Annotated in this window: 24 protein-coding genes; 13 read left to right on the top strand and 11 right to left on the bottom strand. The window is 49.5% G+C overall.

Features of this window, described 5'->3' with window-relative positions; genetic code table 11:
- Positions 1-14 precede the first annotated feature (14 nt).
- Positions 15-1,886 (bottom strand): methyl-accepting chemotaxis protein, encoded by a 1,872-nt coding sequence (locus tag WKR14_RS00765; protein WP_101053164.1) that lies wholly within the window; start codon positions 1,884-1,886, stop codon positions 15-17.
- Positions 1,887-2,204: 318 nt separating this feature from the next.
- On the opposite strand from WKR14_RS00765, the gene WKR14_RS00760 reads away from it, so the two are divergent.
- Positions 2,205-2,504, top strand: coding sequence for a hypothetical protein (locus tag WKR14_RS00760; protein ID WP_165564274.1), 300 nt, complete (start codon positions 2,205-2,207; stop codon positions 2,502-2,504).
- On the opposite strand, the gene WKR14_RS00755 is transcribed toward WKR14_RS00760, so the two are convergent.
- Together WKR14_RS00755 and WKR14_RS00750 are read right to left on the bottom strand one after the other, a co-directional pair.
- The gene (locus tag WKR14_RS00755) at positions 2,501-3,913 is read right to left on the bottom strand and encodes a tetratricopeptide repeat protein (RefSeq protein WP_101053168.1); all 1,413 of its coding nucleotides are present in this window, start codon (positions 3,911-3,913) and stop codon (positions 2,501-2,503) included. The genes WKR14_RS00760 and WKR14_RS00755 overlap by 4 nt on opposite strands.
- 47 nt (positions 3,914-3,960) lie before the next feature.
- Entirely contained in the window at positions 3,961-4,659 is a 699-nt protein-coding gene (locus WKR14_RS00750; protein WP_101053170.1) for a hypothetical protein, read from the bottom strand.
- A gap of 187 nt (positions 4,660-4,846) precedes the next feature.
- Here WKR14_RS00750 and WKR14_RS00745 point away from each other — a divergent pair, with 187 nt between their 5' ends.
- Both WKR14_RS00745 and WKR14_RS00740 read left to right on the top strand, forming a co-directional pair.
- A complete protein-coding gene (locus WKR14_RS00745) occupies positions 4,847-5,377 on the top strand; it encodes a DUF2780 domain-containing protein (RefSeq protein ID WP_101053173.1) in 531 nt (176 codons plus the stop codon).
- A gap of 170 nt (positions 5,378-5,547) precedes the next feature.
- Positions 5,548-6,003: a TerB family tellurite resistance protein gene (locus WKR14_RS00740; RefSeq protein ID WP_101053174.1), complete on the top strand. Its 456-nt coding sequence runs from the start codon at positions 5,548-5,550 to the stop codon at positions 6,001-6,003.
- Between the two features lie 34 nt (positions 6,004-6,037).
- On the opposite strand, the gene yjeH is transcribed toward WKR14_RS00740, so the two are convergent.
- Complete coding sequence (yjeH, locus tag WKR14_RS00735; protein WP_101053177.1) at positions 6,038-7,303, bottom strand: L-methionine/branched-chain amino acid transporter; 1,266 nt, start codon at positions 7,301-7,303, stop codon at positions 6,038-6,040.
- Between the two features lie 141 nt (positions 7,304-7,444).
- On the opposite strand from yjeH, the gene WKR14_RS00730 reads away from it, so the two are divergent.
- Complete coding sequence (locus tag WKR14_RS00730; RefSeq protein WP_028780007.1) at positions 7,445-7,870, top strand: Lrp/AsnC family transcriptional regulator; 426 nt, start codon at positions 7,445-7,447, stop codon at positions 7,868-7,870.
- Between the two features lie 194 nt (positions 7,871-8,064).
- On the opposite strand, the gene WKR14_RS00725 is transcribed toward WKR14_RS00730, so the two are convergent.
- From WKR14_RS00725 to WKR14_RS00700, 6 genes are all read right to left on the bottom strand, one after another.
- The gene (locus WKR14_RS00725) at positions 8,065-8,355 is read right to left on the bottom strand and encodes a cytochrome c3 family protein (RefSeq protein WP_025010747.1); all 291 of its coding nucleotides are present in this window, start codon (positions 8,353-8,355) and stop codon (positions 8,065-8,067) included.
- Positions 8,356-8,377: 22 nt separating this feature from the next.
- Entirely contained in the window at positions 8,378-9,319 is a 942-nt protein-coding gene (gene nrfD, locus WKR14_RS00720) for a cytochrome c nitrite reductase subunit NrfD (protein ID WP_101053179.1), read from the bottom strand.
- Positions 9,316-9,999 carry a 4Fe-4S dicluster domain-containing protein gene (locus WKR14_RS00715; protein WP_025010745.1) on the bottom strand — a complete coding sequence of 228 codons (684 nt, stop codon included), beginning with the start codon at positions 9,997-9,999 and terminating at the stop codon, positions 9,316-9,318. The genes nrfD and WKR14_RS00715 overlap by 4 nt, the downstream gene beginning before the upstream one ends.
- A gap of 12 nt (positions 10,000-10,011) precedes the next feature.
- Positions 10,012-10,473 carry a cytochrome c3 family protein gene (locus WKR14_RS00710; RefSeq protein WP_039035724.1) on the bottom strand — a complete coding sequence of 154 codons (462 nt, stop codon included), beginning with the start codon at positions 10,471-10,473 and terminating at the stop codon, positions 10,012-10,014.
- Between the two features lie 75 nt (positions 10,474-10,548).
- On the bottom strand, positions 10,549-11,013 hold the full coding sequence (locus WKR14_RS00705; protein ID WP_039035723.1) for a hypothetical protein: 465 nt from the start codon (positions 11,011-11,013) through the stop codon (positions 10,549-10,551).
- A 399-nt stretch (positions 11,014-11,412) separates the two neighbouring features.
- Positions 11,413-12,393, bottom strand: a complete 981-nt coding sequence (locus tag WKR14_RS00700; RefSeq protein ID WP_000082736.1) for an IS5-like element ISEc68 family transposase — start codon at positions 12,391-12,393, stop codon at positions 11,413-11,415.
- Between the two features lie 463 nt (positions 12,394-12,856).
- On the opposite strand from WKR14_RS00700, the gene WKR14_RS00695 reads away from it, so the two are divergent.
- The 5 genes from WKR14_RS00695 to menE all read left to right on the top strand — a co-directional run bounded on the left by WKR14_RS00695 (position 12,857) and on the right by menE (position 18,737).
- Positions 12,857-13,579 (top strand): LysR family transcriptional regulator substrate-binding protein, encoded by a 723-nt coding sequence (locus WKR14_RS00695; protein ID WP_339087213.1) that lies wholly within the window; start codon positions 12,857-12,859, stop codon positions 13,577-13,579.
- Positions 13,580-13,718: 139 nt separating this feature from the next.
- On the top strand, positions 13,719-15,440 hold the full coding sequence (gene menD / locus WKR14_RS00690) for a 2-succinyl-5-enolpyruvyl-6-hydroxy-3-cyclohexene-1-carboxylic-acid synthase (RefSeq protein WP_339087212.1): 1,722 nt from the start codon (positions 13,719-13,721) through the stop codon (positions 15,438-15,440).
- Positions 15,440-16,228, top strand: coding sequence for a 2-succinyl-6-hydroxy-2,4-cyclohexadiene-1-carboxylate synthase (gene menH / locus WKR14_RS00685; protein ID WP_339087210.1), 789 nt, complete (start codon positions 15,440-15,442; stop codon positions 16,226-16,228). Before menD ends, menH begins: the two co-directional genes overlap by 1 nt.
- Positions 16,228-17,271, top strand: a complete 1,044-nt coding sequence (gene menC / locus WKR14_RS00680; RefSeq protein ID WP_101053189.1) for an o-succinylbenzoate synthase — start codon at positions 16,228-16,230, stop codon at positions 17,269-17,271. Before menH ends, menC begins: the two co-directional genes overlap by 1 nt.
- A 53-nt stretch (positions 17,272-17,324) precedes the next feature.
- Positions 17,325-18,737 (top strand): o-succinylbenzoate--CoA ligase, encoded by a 1,413-nt coding sequence (gene menE / locus WKR14_RS00675; RefSeq protein ID WP_339087209.1) that lies wholly within the window; start codon positions 17,325-17,327, stop codon positions 18,735-18,737.
- Here the strand turns inward: menE and WKR14_RS00670 are convergent.
- Positions 18,720-19,934 (bottom strand): EAL domain-containing response regulator, encoded by a 1,215-nt coding sequence (locus WKR14_RS00670; protein WP_101053193.1) that lies wholly within the window; start codon positions 19,932-19,934, stop codon positions 18,720-18,722. The genes menE and WKR14_RS00670 overlap by 18 nt on opposite strands.
- A gap of 309 nt (positions 19,935-20,243) precedes the next feature.
- On the opposite strand from WKR14_RS00670, the gene WKR14_RS00665 reads away from it, so the two are divergent.
- From WKR14_RS00665 to WKR14_RS00650, 4 genes are all read left to right on the top strand, one after another.
- The gene (locus tag WKR14_RS00665) at positions 20,244-20,867 is read left to right on the top strand and encodes a response regulator transcription factor (protein ID WP_101053195.1); all 624 of its coding nucleotides are present in this window, start codon (positions 20,244-20,246) and stop codon (positions 20,865-20,867) included.
- Positions 20,864-24,490 (top strand): ATP-binding protein, encoded by a 3,627-nt coding sequence (locus tag WKR14_RS00660; protein WP_339087208.1) that lies wholly within the window; start codon positions 20,864-20,866, stop codon positions 24,488-24,490. Before WKR14_RS00665 ends, WKR14_RS00660 begins: the two co-directional genes overlap by 4 nt.
- A 505-nt stretch (positions 24,491-24,995) precedes the next feature.
- Positions 24,996-25,553 (top strand): fimbrial protein, encoded by a 558-nt coding sequence (locus WKR14_RS00655; RefSeq protein ID WP_339087207.1) that lies wholly within the window; start codon positions 24,996-24,998, stop codon positions 25,551-25,553.
- A 66-nt stretch (positions 25,554-25,619) separates the two neighbouring features.
- Positions 25,620-26,324, top strand: coding sequence for a fimbrial biogenesis chaperone (locus WKR14_RS00650; RefSeq protein ID WP_339087206.1), 705 nt, complete (start codon positions 25,620-25,622; stop codon positions 26,322-26,324).
- Positions 26,325-26,355: the final 31 nt, after the last annotated feature.

Below are 26,355 nucleotides of genomic sequence, written 5' to 3'. Positions count from 1 at the left end.
TGGATTAAATGTGATTAGAGCACGAAGGTCGCAACCTTGGCATTGAGATCGGTCGCACGCACCTTGAGCGCCTTGGCGTGTTCAAGGTCGTCCATGGCGGTGGCGGTGATCTCATCGGTAACATCCTTGATGGCCGTGGTGTTTTGGGTAATCTCCCCTGTTACCTGAGTCTGCTCTTCCGCCGCCGTGGCTATCTGCCCCGCCATATCGGATATCTGCGCCACAGCAATAGCTATCTCTTCCAGCGCCTTGCTGGCCTCTTCGGCATCGCCGACACTGCGACCTGCCATCTGGCGACTGTTTTCCATGGAGGCAACCGCCCTGGCAGTGGTATGCTGCAAAGCCTCTATGGTGTCGTGGATTTCGGAGGCCGATTCCTGAGTACGCTGAGACAGAACCCTCACTTCATCGGCCACCACGGCAAAACCGCGCCCTTGTTCACCGGCACGGGCAGCCTCGATGGCGGCGTTCAACGCCAACAGATTGGTCTGTTCGGCCACCCCTTGAATTGCGGTGAGAATACCGCTGATAGCCTGGGCATGACGATTGAGCTCATTGATCACTTCGGTGGTTTGGCCGACTTCCTCGGCCAATGAATGTATCGAGTTTCGGGTCTGCAGTACCAAACTCTTACCCTGCTGCGAGCTGCAGGAAGATTGCTGCGCTGCAGTAGCGGTCAACTCGGCGTTGGCAGCAATCTCCTGGGTGGCACTGGCCATTTCAGTAACTGCGGTCGCCACCATGGTCACTTCCTGCTGCTGCCTTTGCAGCTCAGCAACCGAGCTCTGGGTGGTGTTCAACCCCCGCTCAGCATCCAGATCCAGTTCGGCCGCCAACTGACGTATATGGCTTATCAGCTGATGCTGGGCCGAGACAAAGCGGTTGAAGTTGTCGGCCAGCTCGGCCACTTCATCATTGCTGTCGACCGTGATCCTTTGGGTCAGATCGCCATTGCCGTCGGCAATCCGTGCCAGCGCCTGGGATACCCGCCCAAGGGGAGCCAACAAGAGTCCGAGAAACCAAGAGATAGCCGCCGTACTCACCAGCAGCACAAGCGCCGCCAAACCAACCTGGGTCCAAAGCAATTTGCCGAGCGGTGCTTCAAGTGTCGCCTTGTCCAGCAGCAGCAAGAGCTGCCAGTCGGTATCCGGAATAGCCGTTGCCCAAACAAGTTTGTTCCGACCATCGGCATCAAAATACAGGGATTGCAACTGCGCCGTTTTTTGAATATTGGCCAAAATGCCCGCACCGAGATCATCATCAATTTCGGCAACCGGACGCATCGCCTTGCTGCCATCCTTATAAGCGATTACGGTACCGTCGTTATGCATCATGATGGCAAAACCAGCAGCCGGGATCGCCATGCTGTTAACCTCAGCCACCAGAGTATCAATTGCCAAATCGCCACCTATCACCCCTTTGGCGGTTGGCTGCGCCAAAGAGATCACCTGAATACCATAGCCGCTGTCGATATAGGGTTTGGTGATAATGGCCCGGCCTTTAGCCATGGCGTCCTGATACCAGGGACGACTGCGGGGGTCGTAATGACTGTTGTCCACATTGGGGTCGGCATCCTGCATTTTGCCATCATTGCCACCGAAGTAGACAGACTCCAACTTGCCGGCTGCACGGGCCTGCTGCAGTGCAGGTACAAAGTCATCACTTATGTATTCCTGCAAGGATGAAACCACGTTGGTGCGAATCGCCAACCACTCGGTGACCCGCTGAGCCTGCATCTCACCAATACGCATTAACTCTTGCTGACTGGCTTGCAGCAATTGTGTTTTCTGAGTGCTGTAGCTTTGCCAGGAAAGCAGCACCACGATCAGAGTCAATGCCAGTGCCACACACACCAGCAACTTGTGTTTCAATGAGCGGAGTTTCATCATCAACAGGGTCCGATATTTGAGAAAAGCCAACAGCTATAGGCGCGGTACGATTTGGTCGAGATGATTACATATTCTGTCGCTGCAGTTGAGAGTTAGTTCACAATCATTTGAAAAACCAGCCTAAGCCGCAACAAAAAACACTTTTCAAGTATTAAATCACAGTTGATGAATAAATATTTATTCGGGGAACTCCTACCTCTTAACGCTTTCTTAATAAAGCGGTATTAAACATGATAAATAATGAAGTAGATTTAGACCTGACCTGAGCCAAGCACGGGGTCATACTTGGACCCAAGCAAGTCCGGAGGAAGAAACATGTATCGACAGTTTGTGCAGAATCTGCCACTCAACCCCAGAACCTTGACGGGAGCATTGCTGAGTCTCTGCGCTTTTAGCCTGGCCCTCTTGCTTATGCCCCTGGTATTGATATTGGCAGCAACCACACTCCTGTGTCTGAGCCTGTTTGGCCGCAACTACTTAAAGCGTCAATTGGCTAGTATCCAGCAGTGCCGCCACAAAGGCAGACAAAGAGATCTCTATGACTTGTATCCCAACCTGTGCCGGGATTCTGGATTGGGTTCAAGAGGTCGAATCCTAGAACACGAACCGGACTAATCGGCGAGTAGTTCCTGCGCCCGTTTCAGGGCACGCCGCTCATCCGCAGACTGGCTCAGTTGCAATACGCTCTCCACCTGTTGTTGCAGTGACTGCCACAAGGGGCCTATCACCTCCAGTTCACGCTCATCGGCACGCTCTCGCGCCAGTCGCAACCAGGCAACAGCCTCCACTACATCTATGCGTCCAAGGCAACCATCGGTCAGGGCTATCGCCAATTCAATCATGGCGGTCACACTGTGACCATAGCGAATAACCTGCCTTAAGTAACTCTCCGCCTGAGACAGATCCGAACCAAATGCAGCATCATCGTTAAGCATATGCTGCGCCCGCGCCAACATAGCATCCAGTTGCCCCTGCTCTGCCGCTTCAGCCAACCATTGTTCACTGGCCCCAGGGTCGGCTTCACAGCCTTCGCCACGGGCCAACATCAGGGCTAGGTGGTATTGAGCGTGGGGATCTCCGGCTCTGGCCGCCCGGGTGATGTGTTCAAAAGCTTGTTGCAGCTCGCCGCGTTGATAGCAGAGCACCCCGAGATTGGCCATAGCCTCAGATTGTTCGTTGGCGGCAGCAGCACTGAGGAAACGCTCTGCCTCGGTTTCATCTTTAGCCAGCTCACCGCTACCTACCAGATAAAAGTAACCCAGGAGTGCCATGGCATCGGTCACGCCGGCCTCGGCGGCTTGGCTAATCGCCTGCTGCCCGGCGGCGATATCAACGTCGCCGCGATAGCCATGAATTAGGGCGACTCCGTGCTCAAACAGTGCCTTGGGTTCGTTTGCTGCCGCCTCGGCAAACCAGTGTGCTGCCTTGGCCAACATGCGCGCCGAATCGCCGGCAAGCGGCTCGTCAGCCTTATCTTGCAGGGCCTGCTCCTGGCCCCGAGCAATCAGAGCACGATTCTTGAGCGCCATCCCCAACAGATATTGCGCCTCGGCATCATCTTTCATTACGGCCCGATAACAGAGCTCACGTCCGGCCTGTAAATCAAAGTCATCGAAACGGTATTCAGGAGCTTCCCGGCCCTTTAGCCTGGGATAGGCCAGTTCCATCAGTTTCAGCAGATCGCCGATGGCTTTTTTGGCCAGCGCCAGCAACTGAGTTTCGGTAAGGTGAAACTTTTCCGGATGGGCACCGCGGTTGCCATCGGCTCGCAGCCTATGCAGCGCCCGGGTGATACGCACATCTATCAGCCGCAGGCGATTGAGCTGTTCGATACGATCATAAAGGTTAGGGCTATCAAAAGTGAGCTCGGCGGACTCGGCCAACAGCCCAGTCAATTTGTGGGCAAAACTGCGAACATGCAGCAACGCCTGGGTTGGCACATCCTGCACATAACGCTTGGCAGTCCGGTACTCCCGGGCCAAGTCTTCTGACACACTGGCAATAAAGGCAACATCATCCAGCACAGTCTAACCTCACAGGGCCGCAGGAGCGGCCGGCAGAGAGTTGATGATTAGCCCTTGCGGGCAACGCGATAGAGGCGGAATAAGGCCACATTGACGAACAAACCAATGAAAGCCACCAAGGTATCCACCACCAACTGCAGTGGCATACCACCTGCCTGCCCCAGTTGCGACAGCACACTCCCTATAATAAGCAGCGGAAAGTAGCTCAAAAGCACCAAGATTGTCTTGCCGGTGAGACCGCTACTGAACTCAAAACTGGCCTTAATCGCCTGTAGCGGGGTCAGACGCTCGACCACCACCATAAAGTTAACAAAAGCCAGGCGGGCAAACAGATACAGACTAATCCCCATCCCCAGGATCCATACCGGCCCAATGGCTGCCAGGATCATGGTCGGTGCAGCAATCGCCATGCCGGAGAACACCCCGGCCAACATCAACCCCGGCACAAATGCCAGACTGGACTTTAATACCTGACCCGTACTGGGCTGCATTCCTTCGGTACGCAGTTCCATAAATAGTGTCAAGGCCGCAATAAGCACAGAGAAGATCACCATCAAGGCGATCACAGCCAGCATATGAGGGGTACCGAATTGTGGGTTTTCAGGATCGGCACTTTGCAACTCGGTACCGAGCCACATTTGAATACCCACCTGCAGTAGCAGCAAGGGAACGGTCAGCATTGCCAGCTGAACGATATGATTACGGAAGAAGTTATAAGCTTCGGTCAGGATGGCAGACAGAGACATGCAGCTTTCCCAAAAAGGTTGTAATTAAAGGATCAAGATAGACGCCAAGGATACCCAAATTCCCACGCCAATGCACAAATGAAATACAGCAAAACGACCGCCTGTCACGCAAAAGCCGTGCATCAACGCCTGAGATAAGACTAGAATATGGCCCCAGAAGACCTTTTATATGCACAGGAAAGCAGAAATGAAAGCTTATATCACAGCAGCCGTAATCATGGGCTCACTGTTGGCGACACCAGCGCAGGCCGGTTGGTTCGACAAACTCACCAACAACACCCAGACCCAAAACGATACGGCTACCAATAACCAGACCACCACTCAAAACAGTGAACTGGTTGGCACCGTGATGTCACAGCTGGGTCTGACTCAAACCCAGGCCGAAGGTGGCCTTGGCAGTCTACTAGGACTGGCCAAGACCTCATTGGGGCAAGAATCTTTCTCCCCTATTGCCGACAGCATTCCCGGTATTGATGGCTTGCTGGCCGCGGCGCCCAAACTGGATGGCAACTCAGGGATGACGGGCCTGCTGTCCAAAGCCGGAGACCTGGGTAACTCTCTACAGGGCAGCGCCATGGTCTATGATGCCTTTGCCAAGCTGGGAATTTCCAAAGAGCTGGCAGCACCCATGATAGATATAGTCAAAAACTACCTGCAAAGCAGCGGCGGTGAAGGCACAGCCGATCTATTGACTAAAGGATTGGGCTCACTGCTGTAAAGCAGCCCGCACTATCAGTGGGAACCTGCAGCCACTGATAACGTCTAAAAAGTGTGGCCACTCGGTTTAAGCGTGCATCGGCAGGGCCGGATTTTATCCGGCTCCAAACCGCAAACCACGTGGCCCGACACGTTTAGAACCTATACTGAACCAACTGACAAGAGAAGCCTATGATCGCCAAGCTCAAGCAGTTTTTGAATGCCCACCAACAAAGTCAGTCCCCGCAGGAACAACAGAAACAACTGGAACTGGCAGCCGCCAGCATGTTGTTGGAAGTGGTTTATGCCGATGAGGAGATGTCCGGCACCGAATCCCAGCTGTTACCCGAACTCCTTGAACAAACGCTGGGTATCGCCACCGAAGCAGCGGCCGAGCTGATAATTGAGGCGAAACAAAGCCGTCACGATGCCACTTCACTGTTTGAGTTCACCTCAGCCATCAATGATAGCTTTACCCTTGATCAGAAGCAGCAGCTGATCCTGGCGATGTGGCGTGTGGCCTATGCCGACGGCGAACTGTGCCGCTACGAAGACCAGATCATTCGCCGCTGTGCCGACCTGCTGTATCTCAAACACTCTGAGCTGATCCAGCTGCGCAACCAAGCCATGACTGGCGGCACAAACTGAGCCCGTCCTATATTGCATGCTTTATTGCACGCTTTTATTGCATAGGGATCACCGGCGGCAATTGGCGTTTCTGCCACTGCTGCTGCAACGTTAGCAATACGGCCAGCACACACAGCAACCCCAGAGCGTAGGCCATGGCGCTGCCGAGTGCAAACGCCAACAAGACACAAAGCGCGCAGCTTAGCAGTACCAAAGGCAGGTAGCGTTTGCTCAGCAAGCGAATGGCAGCCAGCATGGACAAAAGATAGATCACCACAAATACCCCGTTGCTCCAGGCAATCAGCTGCTCGAGTTGTTGGCCTGAAATATAGGTCAGCACTATCACCAGCCCCATCACCCCCAGCACTGCCGACAAAGCCCTGACCGGTACCTGATAACTGTTACGCTCACGGAACCAGGCCGGCAATATTCCCTCGGTACTGAAGCTCCAAAGCAGCCGCGATACACTGGCGGCATAGACGTTCACTGCCGCCAGACCACTGGCAATACCCAGCACTCCTATCACCTGAGCACCGTATCCGCCGAGCAAGGTATCGAATGCGCCTATCATGGCGACCTTGGTATCCACTTCCACCAGCAATAACAGCAAGGTACAGACCAGATAAACCGCACCGACCAAAATCACCCCTATCACCATAGCGGGAATCAAGTCCCGATCCGGGCGCCGAAAATCGTTGGCCAAGTGAGTCATGGCCTCCACGCCGAGGAAACTCCAGAAGGCAATGCCTATCGCCAGCATCACACCGTCATAGTCAGGAGTGGAATGAGCGGTCAAAGACACCAGCTCACCTGCCTTGGCACCACCGGCGCCGAACATCATCACCACCACGGCAACAATCCCCAGTGTCAGGGCAAATTGCGCCTTGGCCGACACTTGAATGCCCCTGAGATTGAGTAGCCAAAGCCCGAGCAGAACCAAGAGTTCACAGCCCACCTGCACCCAACCGGACACGGGAACCAAGGCGTTAACGAATTGGAAAGTCATCAAAATGGCGGCGGGCGCGCCGATAGGCACAGCCATCAAAAAGCTCAGGCCTATGGTGCGGCCCAGGGTACGGCCAAAGGCTCGTTCGACAAAATAAGCGGGGCCAGCAGCGTGAGGGAAACGGCTGGCCAAACGGGCAAACACCAAGGTCACCGGAATAATGGCTAGGGTCAACAGAGCCCAAGCCAGCAAGGCGCCACTACCGGCTTTGGCGACTGTCATCTGTGGCAAAATAAACACCCCGGTACCCAACAATGTGGTGGCCATTAAGCCAGCACCCTGCCAGCGTCCGATAGTTCCTGTAACTTGATTCATCTGCTAAATTATCAGTATCTTGAATGGCGCCAGTATAGTCGTTCTCCGGCAGAATTTCTGTCATTCGTTTCCGTCAAATACGGCTTTTAAGCCGACGAAATGACGGCAAATCAGCAAAAAACACACAAAACGTCAGGTAGCATGGATAAGTTCGATAAAGCAATCATTAATGCGCTTAAAAAAAACGCCCGCCGGAGCATTTCAGATGTGGCAGCCGAAGTGTCACTGTCCCGCAGCGCCGTCTCGGACAGGATCAAGAAACTCGAGCAAAATGGGGTGATCCGTGGTTACCAATTGCTGCTCAGCGAATCCCAAAAAGAAGCTGTGAGTGCCTACTTTGAAATTCAACACAAATGCCCCCGCTGCAGCGATGTGGTGCATGTATTTCATGCCATTCCGGAAGTCGTGACCTGCCATGGTATCTCCGGCGACATGGATCTGCTGGTGTTTGTCAAAACGCCATCCATGCGACGACTACATGAGATCCGCGAGTATATCGATACTCATACCGAGATAGTGAAGATTAAAACCCATGTGGTGATGAGCGAGTGGATTAATAATCAGTGAGCTAAAACCAAGAAAAGCCACCCGCGTGCTCAATAGGTGGCGAGTCCCGTGGAGGATCGGGAAATGCGTCAAAAGCGCAATAACAAAGTGGCTTCCTGCCCAATCACTTCCTTGTCTGCAACGTAATAACGTTGCTTCAGGATGCGGCGGTGCTTGTTCTTGACTGCAAAGCCGCCGCATTCCTTAACCTCTTATTAGTGGCAGTCTTTGCAACCCGCTGCCGGGTCTTTTTCTTCGTGAGCTGTGTGACAGTCAGTACAGCTGAGCACGCCATCATGTTTCTTGTGTGCCTCACCTTCGAGCGACTTCATATCACCGTGACAGGAAGCACATTGCTCGTTTTCAAAGGCATAATCGGCGGAAGGCGAACCATCTTTATGGCAGGCTTCGCAGCCGGACATTTCCGTGTGAGAATCAGCTATTGGGGCTGCCAGCAGTGAACCGGAGAAACCCAGAGCCATCATCAGAAGCATTTTTTTCAACATCACATTTTCCTTTTTATGGGGGTTAAGCAATCGTCATTTGTCCTGTGTACAGGATGAAGTGGCGCAGCAAAATGACCCCCAACAGACTCAGGGTTGCTGTCGCTGCCACATAAGACCATTTACGCTTGGCCGTGGCGGTCATAAACAGATTCATGGCTAATGGGATAGAGAGACCACAACCCAGGATACCGAGCCAGAACACCCAACCCCAGAAACCTTCCCCTATGGCATTGAAGGCCGCAACCTTGCTTTGGCCACCGGTAAGCACCAGCCCGACAAAGAAGGTGAAGATCACCGCAATTTCCACCAGGATCAGTGGGATCTCTATCTTGTGAATAAAGTGCACTTCTTTGCCATCGGGGTTACCCTTGAGCAGCACACCACCGAGCAGAGACGCCGCCGCACCGGAAGATAGACCGGAGATCAGGAACAGCAGCGGTAATACCGGATTCTTCAGCATGGGGTAACCGGGCAGAGCCGACAGCAGGAAGCCGGTATAAGCCCCCAGCGCCAGAGACAAGATCACCAATAAACCTGTTAAACTGGGTTCATGTTTGGCCAAAAATCCGGTCACTTTGAGCACCACGGGGAAGCGCTGCTCACACCAGTCATCTATCGGTTGACGGAACACCATGGCAATCCAGGCGAACATAAACACCATATAGACCATGAGGATCATCACCCCGATGGACATCACCGAAGTGGGGTTATAGAACACCAAAATCTTCCAGAAATGGAACGGCTTGGTCAGGTCAATGACCAAGATCCCCAAACCCGCCATCACAGTAAGTGGGGCGACCAAACAAGCGGCCTGGACAAAGCCGGAACGCCAGGCATCCTGTTTCAGGCAACGGTTTTTCAGCAATACGGCAAAGAACATGGCGCCCGCCGATACCCCGGCGAAGAACAGATAAAACGCAATGGGCCAGTGCCAAACCAAAGTATCAAAATGAAAAGGACTCATAGCTTAATCTCCCCCTGTTTGGCCACAATCTTGAACAGCTTGGGCCGGGTGCCGAGATCAACCTTGGATCTCTGGGTTGGGTTGGCCCGAATCATCTGCACCACTTCTGAACTCGGATCTTTCAGGTTACCGAATACCAAAGCCTTGGTTGGGCAGGCTTCTACACAGGCCGGCTGTTTGCCCTGCTTGAGTTGAGTCTCACGGCAGAAATCACATTTGTCGGCCGCCTTGGTAACCGGGTTAATAAAGCGCACCTGATAGGGGCAAGCCGCAATACAGTACTGGCAACCAACACACTTCCAGGCATCCACAGTCACAATGCCGGTTTTCTTGTCTTTAAACGCCGCACCGGTTGGGCAAACGTTGACGCAAGGCGCGTCTTCACAGTGCTGACAAGACTTACGGCTAAAGTGGTAAAACTGGTTCGGGTATTCACCATATGGGCCAGTGCGAATAATCTCCAACCGGGAAACCCCTTCAGGTACCTGGTTCACTTCCCGGCAGGCATCACTACAGGCATTACAGCCAATACACTTGGTTTCATCATGGAGCAGGGCATAGTTGATGCCAGAGTCATGATCGGCGCTGGCAACCGCCTCATTGCCACTCAATGGATAGAGAGAGGCACCGGCCATCAGGGCACAGCCCCCTTTTAAAAAACGTCTTCTGGAATTTTCCATTACTCTTACCCCTTAGTTGACCGTATGACAGTCACGGCACAGCTTGCTGTGCTGTGTGCCAGTTGCTTGCTTCATTGGATCGTCCAACGGGTGCAGCTTGTGGCAGGCGGCGCAGCTCAACTTGTCGGCGTGAACATTGTGGGTCCACTCTTTCTCAGCCAATTTCTGTGGCTGGTGACACTTGAGACAAGTGGCATTCTGGGTTGCAGGAGCAATCCCTTCCTGAGGAGTAAAAACTCTTAAATCATTAGGTTTTCTTGGATGTTTTCCTTTTTCCCCATGACAGGTGCTGCAACTCATATTGAGCTGGTCCTGACCATGGTGTCCCTGCATTAAGCCATTGCGTTTGTGACACTTCACACAGGGATCACTGTTGATTTTCAACGCGGTCTCGGCATATGCAATGCCGCTTACCCCCAACAAACAGGTCATAGAGGCCGCGCCTAATATTGCACGCCATCGAATACTGGACATCTCGGGTCCTCACTTTCAATTGGATATAACAGGGACTAAAGGGTAGCGGTCTAAACCGCCACCCGTTATTGCAGCCTAAGCCGTCAACATCTGCTCAAGGTGCTGTGCATCCAGAGGATTAGAGCGTTTCATATCGATGAGGCGAACGTTGAGCTTTTCGAGTAGGCTCTTTGAGTTGGCGCTTTCAGCATCACTGAAATCTGAAATTACCATTTTTATTTCTGAAGAATTCTGATCTATCAATACATAGTCCAGGCGCGAGTGGCTCGCGGTCGCATGTGGGTCAATATCAACCACTGACTCCAACGCCACATTGCTACAAACTTCGTATCGACCATTGGTTAAAGACTTCAGAGATTTAAAAAAGTCTAAACTCTGCTTGTCAAAGAACCGATTTTTGAGCTTTATCTCTTCGGCGTTTTTTTCGTCTGACTTAAAGAACTTGATACAAGTCATTACAAATACCACCAGCACGAATGGCACTGCAATAAAAAGCACGAAATAGATAAAGGCATAACTTAGAATAACTGAAGTATCCATATAATAACCCTCCAAACATCATTTTTAGTTTTAATACGCTTAATTGCGCAGTTGAATTATTACTATCTACAGCAATATGAATTTTGATCACCATCAAATAACCGTTGAGGAAAAGACTGAAAGTTCAAAACATAAGACACTGACTACATTACCATTTTAAAGAAAACGCACTGCTAAAAATTAGAAATAACATTTAGACAATGCGATATTTGAAAATGTACTATTTCACTATTTGAAATATACATAGTTAAGGAAGCTGCGATTAAGTGGTCCGCAGCTCCCGATATGACGCCCCAAACCGTCCTTTATCGACGTCCTGTGGCTCAATTTTCCAATTTTCAGCCCAAAATCGTCTCTTCGTGGCTGATTTTGGCCCTGTTTCAGGCCAATTTCCTCATTTCAGGTAGATCTCGCCTGTGCCCGTATCAATTGGTCAACTCGAACCAGGTTCGCTAGGGTGAATAACATCGCCAGTTGACTGTCGTTTTTAGCCAGCCCCTTGTACCTGGCTTTGACGAAACCAAACTGACATTTTACTATCCGAAATGGATGCTCAACCTTCGCTCGGATACTCGCTTTCAGGTATTCGTAACGGATGGCCAGCTTGTTCTTGCGCGGGTGTTGCTTCAATGCATTCACTTTGCCGGGACGCTTGGCGATAAGCCAGTCTGCGCTGACATCGCTGAGCTCATCGCGCTTTTCGGCCCCCTGATAACCAGCATCGGCTGAGATAAATTCTTCATCGCCATGCAGTAACTTGCCAACCTGATTGAGGTCGTGCTCGTTAGCCGCCGTGGTCACCAGACTGTGGGTCAGGCCACTTTTGGCGTCCACGCCAATGTGCGCTTTCATGCCGAAGTACCACTGGTTACCTTTCTTGGTCTGGTGCATGTCTTCATCACGGCTGTTGTGTTTGTTTTTGGTAGAGCTGGGGGCTTGAATGATGGTGGCATCCACCAAGGTGCCCTGGGTCATTAGAACGCCACACTCTGCTAGCCAGTGATTAACGGTACTGAAGATTTTGCGGGCCAGTTCATGCTGCTCCAGCAAATGCCGGAAATTCATGATGGTAGTGCGGTCTGGAATGGCTTTATCCAGTGACAGGCGAGCAAATTGTCGCATGGAGGCGATTTCATAGAGGGCATCTTCCATGGCCTCATCGCTCAGGTTGTACCATTGCTGCATGCAGTGAATACGCAGCATGGTTTCCAGCGGATAGGGCCTGCGACCATTACCGGCCTTGGGATACACAGGCTCGATAACGCCAAGTAATTTGTCCCAGGGAAGCAAGTCATCCATTCTGCCAAGGAAAACTTCTTTGCGGGTCTGGCGGCGTTTACTGGAAAACTCACTGTCGGCAAAAGTCAGTTGCTGGCTCATCCGGTTACTCATTCTGGGTTCAGGTTACAACACGATGATCTCACATCTCGGACTTATTCGCACCTTCCTTAATGAGAACCTCTCTCACAAACCTCCTTGAATCAGTCAAAAAAACAGCATTTAGTGATCTAGAATACAGAATCGGAAATAGCTTCGAATAAAATTATTCTTTCTGAAAAAACAGGTTAATATAGATGTCGGATGTACCACTAAAGGAGTATTGCAGATGAACCATATTGACTTTGAAAAACTGGATATTTTAAGTCTTTCCATTCTTGTTAGCTTATACGAGAACAAATCTGCAACACACGTTTCAAAACTTTTAAACGTACCCGCACCTAAAATAAGCCGTTGTTTAAAAACAGCCAGATCTATTTTTGGTAACGAACTATTTTTAAGAAAGAAATATGGCCTTATTCCCAATGAATTTGCGGCCAAGGTTTACCCTATTGCAAAAGAAATAGTGAACTGTGCCAAGGGCTTCAATCAGCTTGGCAATCCAGCATTTGCAGGCAACAAAAACTTCGAGCTGGTCACCCCTGGGCTTATCTCTTACGCCTACCCCAAGGCGTTGATGCAGGCCATTAAACAACAGAACAAGCAGTTGCATATCAATTTGAACTCCTGGGGCTGCAACTCATTGCAAGGGATAATAGACGGCAACATCAGTGCAGGACTCTGCAGTTGCCATTACCCTCAAGAGTTGCAAGCTATCGGCAGCAAATTACAGATAGAAGCTCTGAGAAAACTGGATAGCCTCTACCTTATCTGCAACAAAAATCATCCGCTGCTCTCCCGTGAGCTAACCCTGGAAACCATTGCCGAATATCCCTATATCAATACGGATCTGGGCCTTGGGCCCAACAGTCTTAGCCCATTTGAAGACTACTGCCGGATCAACAATCTGGATCTGAATGTTGAGATGACTATCACCGGGATCTCATCTCTGAGTGCCTATCTGGAAGCCTCACAGGCGGTGGCCTTGGTGCCCTATAAGGCGGTATTCGATCTATTGGGCGAAGAGCCCCTGTTACACCTTTGCAAGCTGTCGGAAATGGAAACCACCCGGCTGTTCAATGTCACTGAGCCACTGACACTGACACTGCTTAGCCCCAGCGGCCAACAAGACCCGGATCTGGAATGGATTCGTTCACAGTTGCGTTTGGTGATCGGGACCTTGCTGTAGACTTGTGATAACAATCTAAACAGGATCTCAGCCTGCTCTTTACGACTTGAAGTATACAGACAGATTTGCCCAAGAGTTCATACAATAGCGTTGCCAAAAGCGGTACACTAATGAGCATTCGATACTGGGTAAGCTGTTTATGCAAATCAATTCTCACGCCGAACTCAATCTCCTTTGGGGTTCCCTCATACTTGAAGAACTGGCACGCCTTGGGGCTCAGCATGTGTGCATGGCGCCGGGCTCGCGCTCCACGCCTCTGACGCTGGCAGCCGCCCGCCAGGACAAACTGAAACAACATCTGCACTTCGATGAGCGAGGACTGGGCTTTATGGCACTCGGACTCGCCAAAGCCAGTCGGGCTCCGGTCGCCATTATCACCACCTCGGGAACAGCCGTGGCCAACTTGTATCCGGCCATCGTTGAGGCCTGGTTGACTCAAGTCCCCTTGGTCGTGCTTTCCGGCGACAGACCGCCGGAGCTGATAGCTTGCGGCGCCAACCAAGCCATACTCCAACCGGCAATATACGGCCAATATGCCAAGCAGTTGAACCTGCCGACACCGGATCTGGCCATAGCCCCTCAGGCACTGCTGACTCAGATTGATGAAGCCGTGGCCAACCAAAGCATGCCGGTCCACATCAATTGTATGTATCGTGAGCCGCTTTACCCAAGCAGCCTGGATGCCCCCAGAAGCCAAGCCGTAGAGCACTACCTGCAACCTCTGGCGAGCTGGCAACAGGCAAGCACACCCTATAACCAATATGCCACCAAAGGCATGGGACAAGTCCCAAGTTGGGATACCATGGCGCGTTTTGTTCACGGCAAGGGGGTTATCATCGCCGGCACTCTGGACAGTGCCGATAATCCACAAAAGTTGGTCGAACTGGCCAGCAAACTCGGTTGGCCGCTGCTGACAGATGCCCAGTCTCAGCTGCGCCAACATCCTGCCGCGATAGGCAATGTCGACCAACTGCTGCTCAACCCCAAGGGCCGAGCCCTGCTGCAACAGGCCGACCGGACACTGGTGTTTGGTGGACGCCTGCTGTCGAAACGCTTGATAAGTTATCTGGAACAGCAGAACTGGCACCAATATTGGCAAGTATTGCCGCAGCAGATGCGCCTGGATCCCAGCCATAAACCCAAGCAGATCTGGCTGGCAGAGCTGCAACAGATAGCCGCCCTTGAGTGGCCACGCTCGTCCTCCGCCAATTGGGCGCTGGAGCTCACCGCCCAGAATGAGGCGCTCAATGAGCTCTTTGTACGCCAAATCGATAACGGCGAGTTCGGTGAGGCTCAGGTGATAAGAGCCATAGCGGCAACCCGCACCGGTGAGCAGCAGCTGTTTATCGGTAACAGCTTACCGGTACGGCTTTATGATATGTTCGCGCCCATCAGTTGCTGCGCCGCCATCACCTATACCAACCGCGGTGCTTCGGGGATAGATGGCCTGCTGGCCAGTGCCTGCGGCGTCGCCCACCACAAGGGCCAGGCCACCACCTTGGTGCTCGGCGATCTATCGGCGCTGCACGACCTCAACTCTCTGGCATTGGCACGCCAGGCTCAGGGGCCATTAGTGATAGTGATACTCAACAATGATGGCGGCAATATCTTCAATATTCTGCCGGTACCAGATGAGCAAGTAAGGGCTCACTATTACCGATTAAGCCACGGGCTGGAGTTTGGTTATGGCGCGGCCATGTTTGGCCTACCCTACAATAGGGTGGAAGACTTCCAGGGCTTTATGGATGCCTACAGTGAAGCGCTCAACTATAACGGCGCCTCGGTTATTGAGGTTTGCGTCAGCCAAACCCAGGCCAGCGACCAGATAGCCAGCATAGGCCAATGGGTAAAGCAAAGCTAATGTTAGCCACAACGACTCAGGGTTCAGCAACCCAGCCGCCTTTGGTGCTGCTGCACGGTTTTCTCGGTAGCAGCCATGATTGGCACGAGTTGCTGCCGCACCTGAGTCAGGACTACTACTGTATTGCGGTCGATCTCCCGGGCCATGGCCGCAGCGGTGATATCCAAATCGACAGCCCAGGCTTCAATGACTGTATTGCCTTGCTGCGTCATACACTGCTCAAGGTTGGCATCCCACGTTTTCACTTATTGGGATACTCGCTTGGCGGCCGTATCGCGCTGCATCTGGCGCAAACCTGGCCCGAAGCACTGCTGAGCCTGCATCTTGAGTCCTGTCATCCTGGCCTGTTATCCCATGATGAACGTCACCAGAGGGCGATGGCCGATAAGCTGTGGGCCGAACGTTTTAACACTATGCCGATTGAGCAAGTGCTGGCCCTCTGGTATCAGCAAGCGGTATTTGCCGACCTATCAAGCGCCGAGCGAGAAGGTTTAATCGAAAAACGCCGCCATCAGCAGCCACTGGGCCTAATTAACTGTTACCAGGCCACCTCACTGGCACTGCAACAGGATCTGCGCCAAGTGCCGGCCAAGCTTGCCTGCCAAAGCCACTACTACCTAGGGGATCTGGATTCCAAGTTTAGCGCTCTTGCCAAGGCCTGGCAGCCACAAGCCGGATTCAAGCTGCATACCATTGCCGATGCGGGCCATAATAGCCATCAGGCCCAACCCGGCGCTTTTGCCATGGCGCTCAAAGGCGCCCTGAACGCGATTTCAAGGGGTGAATGATGCATCCAGACTCACTGTCACTGGCCCGCTATAGGCTGCCGCTGGAAACCTCACTACCTGTGGGCAAGCAAAGAATCGAACAGAGAGCCGGGCTGGTTATCAAGGCCAGTTGCGGCAATGAAGAACATTTTGTGGAAGTCGCCCCCTTGAGCGGCCTGGATGCCAACGGCGAGCCACTGCTGGGGTTCAGCCGTGAATCACTGACAGAGGTGACAGAAGCAGCCTTGGCGCTGATGCCAGCACTGGCCGCCAAAGAACTTAAGTTGAGTCAGGCGGCCGATGCCTGTCAGTATCCCTCGCTCGCCTGGGGGCTAAGTCTGCTCGATGCCAAACTCAAGGGACAACTGCCACAGCGTTGGCCGGCCTTTGAAACCATTCCACTCATCTATCACAGGGAAGAAGAGCCACTGGCGCTACTGCAACAAAGGCTGGCGGCGCTTCCCGATACGGTTCTCAGAGCCAAGATCAAGGTCGCCCAGACCAGCATGGAGCAAGAGCTCAGACTGATCCATGCTGTATTGGCCGCCAAACCTCATCTCAAACTCAGGCTGGATGCCAATCAGGGCTTTGAGTATCAACAAGCTGTGGATTTTTGCGCTTGTCTGCCCAAGGCCTGCATTGAATATATTGAGGAACCCTGCCGCCGCGCCGACGATAACCCTGCCCTATTCAAGGCCACAGGGATCCGCTATGCCCTGGATGAAACTCTGCTGCAAAGTGAGTTTGTACCTGACTGCAATGACTTCGCAAGCGGTCTCACGGCGCTGGTGCTTAAGCCGATGTTGCTCGGCAGCTTAACCAGACTGCAAACCCTGATCGAACAGGCCGAAGCGGCCGGCGTGCGCGCCCTATTGAGTTCCAGCCTGGAATCTTCTCTGGGAATTGCCGATCTGGAGGCGGTCAGTGCCCTCTTGACCCCCAACGAAGCCCCCGGACTGGATACTCTGGCGCCTTTCGGACGCGATATTATCGTCGGCCAAGGCCATAAACCCCGTCTGGACTTTGCTGAGCTGGAACTCTTGGGTCAATGGCCCTGTCTGTAACCGCCAAGCTCTGACAGCCTCTGCAACCCCCAATTTCAGTAACAGGAAAGCACATGACCTACTCGCCCCTTCACCTCAGTGGCCAACAGACTCCGGATGCCGTCGCCTTGGTAGAGGGCGGTATCAGCCATAGTTATCAGGCAGTAAGCCGGCAAGTATTGGCACTCGGCGCTAAGCTTCGAGCCTTGGGGTTGCAGCGCGGGGATAAACTGGCCTGTGTGGCCGCTAACTGCCGCGAGCTGATGTTGTTGTATTGGGCTTGTTTGGATCTGGGGCTGCTCTTTTGCCCGCTGTCACCCAAGTTTCCGGATAGTCAGCTCCAGGAGCTGCTTGAACGTTTACATATTCGCTTTATCTGGTGTCCGGATAACGCCAGGAATAAGCTTTGGCAAACGCGGGATATCACCCGAGTGCAGGCGGATTTTGCCATTCTCGAATCGAATTGTATCCCAGCCGAGATAGCCACTGTCTCGGCCGATACGCCGCTCAATATTATTCTTACCTCGGGCTCCAGTGGCTGCCCCAAGGCCGCAGTCCACTGCCTTAACAACCATATTGCCAACGCCAATGGTAGTCGGCAGTTGATCCCCTTGGCGAGTGGTGATGCCTGGTTACTCTCGCTGCCGCTGTTCCATATCGGTGGCCTGGCCATTCTCAATCGCTGCGCCCTGGCGGCCGCAGCCGTGGTGCTGCCGGACAATAAGCTGACTATGGCGGCGCAGTTAAGGCGTGATGCCATCACTCATCTCTCGCTGGTAGCCACCCAGTTGCAACGCCTTTTGGACGACAGCCCGGAAAGCCTTATGGGAGTGAAGTGCCTGCTACTCGGCGGCGGCGCCATAGGCCAAGGCCTGCTGGACAGGCTATCCCCCTTGAAGGTGAAAGCCTTTACCAGTTACGGCATGACAGAGATGGGCTCGCAGATCACCACGGGAATGGCCCGCAGCGATGGCAGCAGTGGCAGCCTGTTACCCGGGCGCGAGCTCAAAATAGAACAGGGAGTTATCTGGGTCAGGGGCGAGACCCTGTTTATGGGTTACCTGCAGCCGGATGGCAGCATAGTTAAAGAGACCCAAGACGGTTGGTTTTGCACCAAGGACAAAGGCTTCTGGAGTCAGGATGGGCTGCTGCATATTCAGGGGCGGGTCGACAATATGTTTATCTGCGGCGGCGAGAATATTCAACCGGAAGAGGTGGAAGCGGCGCTGAAACGGCACCCTGCCATCCTGGATGCCATCGTCTTTGGTGAAGATAACCCTGAGTTTGGCTTACTGCCGGCCGCCATTTTGCGTTATCGAGGCTCACAGGCGCCGAGCGAAGCCGAACTGACCGCCTTCCTGGCAGACAAGCTGGCTCGCTTTAAGCGCCCGAGACACTATTATCCCTGGCCGCAACAGGTTGCCGAGGGGCTCAAAGTGCAGCGCCAGCAGCTTATTGCGGCGCTAAATTCAACCATGAAGCCTTAAAAGTTCATTTTGTAAGAAGTGTTTACAAAAGTCAGCCTCGCTCAATGGATGAGAAAAGTAAAACCCCTGGCCCAGATTGCAACCGAGGTTTTGCAATAGCTTGAGCTGGGCAGCCGTTTCAATACCTTCGATAACCAACTGCATGTCGAGCGAGTCAGATAATGCTATCACACTGGATATCGCAGCTTTGCATCTGGGCTCAGTATCCAGACCGGCCACAAAACAAGCATCCAACTTCATTTGCGAAAAAGGAAGTTCACACAGGCGAGCCAAAGATGAATAAGCAGCACCAAAGTCATCTATCGCCAATTCGCATCCTAGCATGCGTAAACGGATTAAGTTTTCCATATTGAGGGCCGGCGCCAATATAAGGCCTGATTCCGTTATCTCTATAGTGACCAGTTTCGGTGGAAGTTTATAATCCCGGATCAATTTGGAGATTTGATATACGAGCTCAGTGGAGTTTAATTGGGAAATGTCCAGGTTGTAGGCGAGTGATAAGCGATAGTTCTGTTCCAACAATCGCTTTTGCAATTTAATCCCCTGACGGAATAATTGGAGAAACATCTCATCCAGCAAGCCATAACGAATGAGAGGTTCGATAAACAGATTAGGATGTAATAACCCGAACACGGGGTGCTGCCAACGCACCAAGACTTCCGCTCCTTCTATTTGTAAATCCGTGACACTGAACTTGGGTTGGTAGAAACCAACGAACTGATGTTCAGTGACCGCTTCCTTAAAATCTCTGAAATTCAAAGAGAACCAATTTGGAAGCAGTTCTGGTTCAGGTGATACCGTCTGCGGTTCGTTCAGTTCACGATAACATTCGATCATAGCGCTCAAGTTTTCAATCGTCGGTGATTTGGCTAAATCACCAAGATACTGAAACCCCAACAGTTTAACCATCTGGGAGACAGCCCGGCGCAGATCTTTGTCGACATCACTATAAAGGGCTACCCCACGGATCTTGAACCTGGCTCTAGCCTGGCGCAAAAAAGACAAACCATCGGTTCCAGCCAACATCAAGTCGCAAATTACGATATCGACTTCCCTATGCTGCTGTAGCCAGGAAAAAGCGGCTGTCGCGCAGCCAAAGCTGAAGACTTCCACACAAGTTAACGACTTGAGGTTGTGCTCCAGCACAGTGCGTTGAAAAGGATGATCCTCAAGCACCAACACCTTGCATTTCTTCATTATTTAAGCCAAAAAAACTGATATGGATATAAATAGCAGTTAGCATCATTTATCAGTAAAAATAACTAAGAATTCTTTTATTAAGTTTATATAAAATCCTATATAGCTAAATTTACGCCAACACACCGTAAATGGTCTTTCTCACACTATTCCTAATTTATTTTGAAATAATATAAGTCCGCTAATATTATAATAAATGCAAAACCCAACAGAAAAGGCTGAAAGTTCGGTAGGAAACATCCTACTTACATATGAAAATTATTCTGTAACAATTGATTTGGAATGATTAGAGGGACAGAAGTTTATAATATGAAGAACATTATTGTTGTCGATGACCATCCAGTAGTGATTATGGCTATAAAAATCATACTCGAGCAAAATGGCTTTCATGTCACAGCCACAACAGATAATGGAGTAGATGCGCTAAAACTCATAAGAGAGCACCAACCTGATGCCGTTGTTCTGGATATAGGCATACCACAACTAGATGGTCTTGAGGTTATTAACCGATTGAATAGTTTGGATTTACCACCAAAGATACTGGTGCTGACGGCACAGCCTTCTGAATATTTTGTCACCCGCTGCATACAGGCCGGAGCCTCTGGTTTTGTCTCTAAACAAGAGGATCTAACAGAGGTTCTGGGAGCGCTGAGAGCAGTATTATCCGGATATTCATACTTTCCAAATAACGCCTTCATCCATCATAAACAAAATAAACAACTGCCGGAGTCAGATAAATTGGCACAACTATCTGGCCGAGAAATGATGGTACTTCAACAGTTGTCACACGGCCTATCCAATAAAGAGATTGCCGATCGCATGTTACTCAGCAATAAAACCATAAGTACATATAAGACCCGTTTACTGGAAAAGCTTAACGCCCGTACCCTGGTCGATCTTATCGAAATATCCAAGAGAAACCATATCATATGAAAAAAGCCCCTCTTATCCAGGCGCTCTACTTAATATTGATTTTTTTATCTTTAGTTTCACAGCAGGTCAATGGGACAGAGTTGAATACTCCAGGCATTTCTGGCCATGCCGGCATGAGTAAAATTAGGATAATCCTGACCGATGAGCAGTGGCAATGGTTACAACAACAGCAAAGTATCCGAGTAGGAGTTGTTACTCCGGATAACCCACCATTCGATATGACCATGGATGGTAACAGTGACTACTATGAGGGCTTGAGTGCCGATTACCTGCAGCTTTTGTCTGAAGCCCTTAAGCTCAAAATAGAACTACGTTTATTCAATACCAAAGAGGACGCTATCTTAGCTATCAAGGCCGGTAAACTGGATCTGCTAACCGGGGCCTCCGGTTACGAAGCATCCCAAGGGTTGCTGCTAAGTCAGGCTTATGTCGATAATCAAGCTGTATTATGCACTTCAGAAAAACTAGCTGCAGAGCAGACTCCAACCAATATTGCTATGCCTTATGATTATCTGCCGGAGGTCGACCTTGCCCCCCTTCTCCCCAAAGCCCAAATCACTCGATATCCCTCCAAACTAAAAACAGTAGCCGCTGCCGTGTTCGGTAAAGCTGATGCCGTAATCATGGATCTGTTCTCAGCCAACTACATAGTTAACAACTATTTTGCCAAGAAGTTGCGGATAACGAAATTTTTGCCCGTTGAGCCCCAAGGCTTAAGCTTTGCCTTAAGTAATGATAAACAGCAACTTAAAGAAATAATAGATGAAGCATTGAAGCAACTCCCGGAAAGTGAACATTGGGCCATCAAAAAACGTTGGAGTGGAGGCGGCCTGAATCTGTCCAGAAAAAAGCTCGATCTGGATCTGAGCGAAACGGAACTGGCTTGGCTAAAGCAACATCAACCGATAAGAATTGCGGCCAATAAGTTCAATGCACCTATGACCTATTTTGATCAGAATGACAGGTTACACGGTTACGCGGCTGACGTTTTGGAGATCATCAAGCTTTATAGCGGAATTGATACCGTCATTATCAAGACACAAAATTTCCATGAAATTGAGCAGCGTCTGCAAGATAAAAGTGCCGATCTAGCATTGTTATCTCCTTCGGATAAGCGCCAAAAAGAACTGATATTCACTAAAGAATTTTCTAATGCGCCTTTTGTTTTTATCTCCCAAAAAGGTCTTCACTTCAATCAGGAAAAAACCAACTTAAAAATCGCCCTCCCAGTAGCACATATCTCCTCGGAAATACTGCCTAAAGTGTTACCACAAATAGAGGTGGTAGAAGTAAGCAACTACATGGATGCCCTGGAAGCCACCTTAAAAGGTAAAGTAGATGCCACTATAGCTCCACTTGGAATCGCAGACTACTATGTCAATCACTATTATGGGCACAAACTTGCAATACAAGGCATTATTGACGAGTTACCACCGGCAACTGCGGCCTTCGCCACGAGTAAGAGCAACCCTCAATTAATCAGTATTCTCAATAAGGTTCTGGCCATAATCCCTGCCGATGAATTGCAATCTATAGGGAATAGATGGCGCAGCAATGCCGTTCCCGGACAAGAGACTTGGCGCGATTACAAATATACTATTTATTCAATTACTGTTGCTGCAATACTATTGATTACTGCATCTTTAATCTGGGCCTGGTTTACCCGCAGCCACTATATAAAACGGCTTATGATTAAAAAGAAACTACAACAACAACTTATATTTATGCAAGAGGTGATCGACAGTATTCCCCACCCTATCTATGTCCGTAATACAGAACGCCAACTAATTCTCTGCAACCAAAGTTATTTACAATTCTTCCAAGTATCAGCTCATGACTTGATAAATAGAACTGTGTTGGAACACAGTGATAGGCTAAGTGATGTTCACTTGATAGATCAAAATTATACCCAAGCTATTAGTGAAAACAGAGCATGTTACGAAGACAGGCGCATATATTTGGATGGAAAACTTATTGATGTTTACCACTGGTTCCGACCTTATAAAAACGAACAAAATCAGATCCAGGGTATTATAGGTGGATGGATAGATGTCAGCGACCGCGTCGAATTAATGCAACAGTTAAACTTGGCCAAGGAACAGGCAGAGAAAGCCAGTGTCGCCAAGACTCAATTTTTGGCAACCATGAGCCATGAAATACGTACACCTATGAACGCGATTATTGGCTTGCTGGAGCTATCGATGAAACGATCTCAGAAAAATCTGTATGATTTTAAGTCTATTCGTGTTGCTTATGATTCAGCCAAAGGACTACTGGAACTCATAGGCGATATTCTCGATATAGTTAGAATTGAGGCAGGACAGCTAAGCTTGAACCCAGTACAGACGGAGCTGAAGCAAACTCTGGATTCTGTAATTCGTATCTTCGAAGGTATAGCGATTCAAAAAGGCTTACAATTAATACTTGAGATGGATCCTGAACTACCTAAGTATGCACTGTTAGATCCTCTAAGGGTTAAGCAGATTTTATCCAACCTAATTGGTAATGCCATTAAATTCACCGACCAAGGTAATGTTTGCCTCTCAGCGCTTAAATCGCAAAATTCCAAAGGTCAAACCGAGCTGGTTTTCAAAGTCGCTGATACTGGAACAGGTATGCCAATAGAGGAACAACAAGACTTATTTAAACCTTTCGTTCAGGTTCAAAATGGTGCCCATAATAAAGGAGGGACAGGTCTGGGGCTCCCCATATGTCGCTCCCTGTGTGAAATGATGGGCGGTTCAATTAACTTGGTCAGCGAACCGGGTCAGGGGACTTGTATCAATATCCGAATACCTTTACAAGTTACCAATGAAGCTGCAGCTGAAGAAAGCCCAACATTCCCTTCCTCAGATGTAATCCCTACGGCACAAGTACAGCATGTGTTGATAGTGGATGATCATCCGGCCAACAGGCTGCTGTTGTCACAGCAACTTAAATATCTGGGGCACAGCATTGATGAAGCGAACGATGGTCAGGAAGCTCTCCATCTCTTCAACCTACACCCCTATCGAATAGTCATTACCGATTGCAATATGCCGGAGATGGATGGTTATGAGCTTAGCCGCAAGCTAAGACAATTGGAACAAAGCCGTAATCTTTCACCGGCGATTATCTTAGGTTACACAGCCAATGCCCAATTGGAAGTCAAAAAAGCCTGTATCTCTGCAGGCATGAATGATTGCCTGTTTAAACCTATCAGTTTAGCTGAGTTGAAAAAAGCCTTGGATAACCTCCACCTGGTGCTCGAGCAAGAACCGCTCAAGCCTAGCTTCCTGCCAAGCACTTTGGACAAATTAACTGGCGGAAACCTGGAGCTAACAGAGCAGTTATTGCTGGAACTGTTAAATGCCAATGAGGCAGATTTAATAAAATTACAAACGGCACTGAATAAGGGGGATGAAGATGATAGCAAAAGCGTAGCCCACAAAATTAAAGGTGCGGCAAAGATTATCTCAGCTACCTCCATCGTCAAACATTGCGAGCAGTTAGAACATGCGGAAACCATAGAGGAAGCCCGTGTAACTTTGGTTTCGCTCAGTGATTCATTGGAACACCTTGCTCGAGATATAAAAGCATATCTAAACTCAGAGAAAAGAGAACCAATGGATTTTATGCTCTAAAACAGACTTAAAACTTTAAAGTTATTGAAATGGCACAATACTATTGATTGAGTTAAGTAAAAGCTATTGTGATTAAATAATAAGCTGTCACTGACTTATATTGTGACATTCTCTGTATCAACAACTTATCAAGCTTGCTTTTTACAGTACGCCAGCATAGCATAAGGATTAAATACAGACATTTTAAATCGCACCAAAGACAATATAATAATAACCAAACACTCAAAAAAGTGTCCCTAAAACATAAAGCCCAGTTCAACAACAACAAACCCTGTAGGACTTTTCCTATAGGGTTAATGTTATTTCCGATCTACCCCCCTCCCCCTTTCATATTAGCAACAATTAATTGTAGTATCACCTTCGAAGTGGTTCGAGCTTAGCTTGAATAATATAGAGCTCAAAATTTTATTTTGAGATTTTAGGTTTTACCTAGGTTTCTAAATTCTGCAAGTATACAAGCGCATACCACCTATTCTTTAAATCTTAAGGATTAATAGGTAAACATATGAAGAAAATAATTGTATTAGCGGTATCTTTAGCTGGTTATGCTTCTTTGGGAACTGCCAATGCAGCATCAACAGGTCAAATTCAATTCGTTGGTGAAATCACTGGAGCCACTTGTAATGCTACGGTTAATGGCACTAGCAACGCCACTGTAACACTGCCAACTGTCAGTAATAGCCAACTTCAATCGGCTGGTAATACCGCCGGGAAAACCAGCTTTACCATTGAGTTAAGTGAATGTACTGCAATAGGTACTATGACTCAGGGTTCTGCTTTCTTCGAGTCGGGCTCGGCAGTCAATATAGCAACTGGTCGTCTTAAAAATACAGCGCCAACTAATGCCGCAAGTAACGTGACATTGCAGTTACGTGACGCTTCATCTGATGCAGCAATCAAAGTTGGCGACTCGACTCAAACAACATCAAACACTTATGTCAACTTGCCGACCACTGCCGGAGGTAAGGCTCAACTGCCTTACACTGTAGAATATTATGCTGAGAATGCAGTAACTGCTGGTAAAGTTAATTCATCAGTAGTTTATTCAATCCAATATAAGTAAACCTTTTATTAAATAGAGATATAGAGGGGGGAGCTCCCCCCCTCTATCATCAAAAAGGACAACACTGTGTTTCGCTTCTTTTACCTTATTCTAATTATAGTTTCATTAATATTTACTATAGGAGTTGCACCACAAGCATTAGCCAGTGTGGTCATTACTGGCACTCGTGTAATCTACCCTTCTGATGCGAATGAGGTGAGTGTAAAACTGGATAACAGGGGAGAAACTCCTGTTTTGGTTCAAAGTTGGATTGACAGCGGTGAAGTTGATACAAAGCCTGACTTTATCAATGTTCCATTTATCATTACTCCTCCAGTTAATAGAATTGATCCAGATAACGGACAAAATCTAAGAATACGTTACACAGGAGATATTCTTCCAACTGATAGGGAGAGTTTATTTTGGCTAAACGTACTTGAAATCCCCGCCAAGCCAAGTTCCGAAAGCAATGAAAATTATATACAAATGGCATTTAGAACAAGAATAAAGCTGTTTTACCGACCAATTTCATTAGAGTTGGATGTTAAGGACTCTATGGAAAAGATTAGTTTCAACCGACTTGACAATGACACTATCAGAGTTGATAACCCAACCCCTTTCCATATTTCCTTTGCAAAAATTGTATCCAATAAAAAAGAAATAGATGGCGAGATGGTATCACCATATTCATCTTTGGATTTCCAATTACCTAATCAAGCTGGAAATAAAATTGAAGCAACTTATATCAATGATTATGGCGCCATGAAACTTTTGGAATATTTAGTTAAATAATTATCAGGCTAATGTGGACAACAATATTAGC

Source organism: Shewanella chilikensis, from assembly GCF_037953065.1.
GTDB lineage: Bacteria > Pseudomonadota > Gammaproteobacteria > Enterobacterales > Shewanellaceae > Shewanella > Shewanella chilikensis.
The sequence above is the reverse complement of the archived record's forward strand: the minus strand, read 5'-3'. Positions and strand labels throughout refer to the sequence as shown.

Excerpts from the sequence above, each read along its gene's own strand:
- WKR14_RS00765 (WP_101053164.1), bottom strand. The coding sequence starts at position 1,886 with ATGAAACTCCGCTCATTGAAACACAAGTTGCTGGTGTGTGTGGCACTG.
- WKR14_RS00760 (WP_165564274.1), top strand. The coding sequence starts at position 2,205 with ATGTATCGACAGTTTGTGCAGAATCTGCCACTCAACCCCAGAACCTTG.
- WKR14_RS00750 (WP_101053170.1), bottom strand. The coding sequence starts at position 4,659 with ATGTCTCTGTCTGCCATCCTGACCGAAGCTTATAACTTCTTCCGTAAT.
- WKR14_RS00745 (WP_101053173.1), top strand. The coding sequence starts at position 4,847 with ATGAAAGCTTATATCACAGCAGCCGTAATCATGGGCTCACTGTTGGCG.
- WKR14_RS00740 (WP_101053174.1), top strand. The coding sequence starts at position 5,548 with ATGATCGCCAAGCTCAAGCAGTTTTTGAATGCCCACCAACAAAGTCAG.
- yjeH (WP_101053177.1), bottom strand. The coding sequence starts at position 7,303 with ATGAATCAAGTTACAGGAACTATCGGACGCTGGCAGGGTGCTGGCTTA.
- WKR14_RS00730 (WP_028780007.1), top strand. The coding sequence starts at position 7,445 with ATGGATAAGTTCGATAAAGCAATCATTAATGCGCTTAAAAAAAACGCC.
- WKR14_RS00725 (WP_025010747.1), bottom strand. The coding sequence starts at position 8,355 with ATGTTGAAAAAAATGCTTCTGATGATGGCTCTGGGTTTCTCCGGTTCA.
- nrfD (WP_101053179.1), bottom strand. The coding sequence starts at position 9,319 with ATGAGTCCTTTTCATTTTGATACTTTGGTTTGGCACTGGCCCATTGCG.
- WKR14_RS00715 (WP_025010745.1), bottom strand. The coding sequence starts at position 9,999 with ATGGAAAATTCCAGAAGACGTTTTTTAAAAGGGGGCTGTGCCCTGATG.
- WKR14_RS00710 (WP_039035724.1), bottom strand. The coding sequence starts at position 10,473 with ATGTCCAGTATTCGATGGCGTGCAATATTAGGCGCGGCCTCTATGACC.
- WKR14_RS00705 (WP_039035723.1), bottom strand. The coding sequence starts at position 11,013 with ATGGATACTTCAGTTATTCTAAGTTATGCCTTTATCTATTTCGTGCTT.
- WKR14_RS00700 (WP_000082736.1), bottom strand. The coding sequence starts at position 12,393 with ATGAGCCAGCAACTGACTTTTGCCGACAGTGAGTTTTCCAGTAAACGC.
- menD (WP_339087212.1), top strand. The coding sequence starts at position 13,719 with ATGCAAATCAATTCTCACGCCGAACTCAATCTCCTTTGGGGTTCCCTC.
- menH (WP_339087210.1), top strand. The coding sequence starts at position 15,440 with ATGTTAGCCACAACGACTCAGGGTTCAGCAACCCAGCCGCCTTTGGTG.
- menC (WP_101053189.1), top strand. The coding sequence starts at position 16,228 with ATGCATCCAGACTCACTGTCACTGGCCCGCTATAGGCTGCCGCTGGAA.
- menE (WP_339087209.1), top strand. The coding sequence starts at position 17,325 with ATGACCTACTCGCCCCTTCACCTCAGTGGCCAACAGACTCCGGATGCC.
- WKR14_RS00670 (WP_101053193.1), bottom strand. The coding sequence starts at position 19,934 with ATGAAGAAATGCAAGGTGTTGGTGCTTGAGGATCATCCTTTTCAACGC.
- WKR14_RS00665 (WP_101053195.1), top strand. The coding sequence starts at position 20,244 with ATGAAGAACATTATTGTTGTCGATGACCATCCAGTAGTGATTATGGCT.
- WKR14_RS00660 (WP_339087208.1), top strand. The coding sequence starts at position 20,864 with ATGAAAAAAGCCCCTCTTATCCAGGCGCTCTACTTAATATTGATTTTT.
- WKR14_RS00655 (WP_339087207.1), top strand. The coding sequence starts at position 24,996 with ATGAAGAAAATAATTGTATTAGCGGTATCTTTAGCTGGTTATGCTTCT.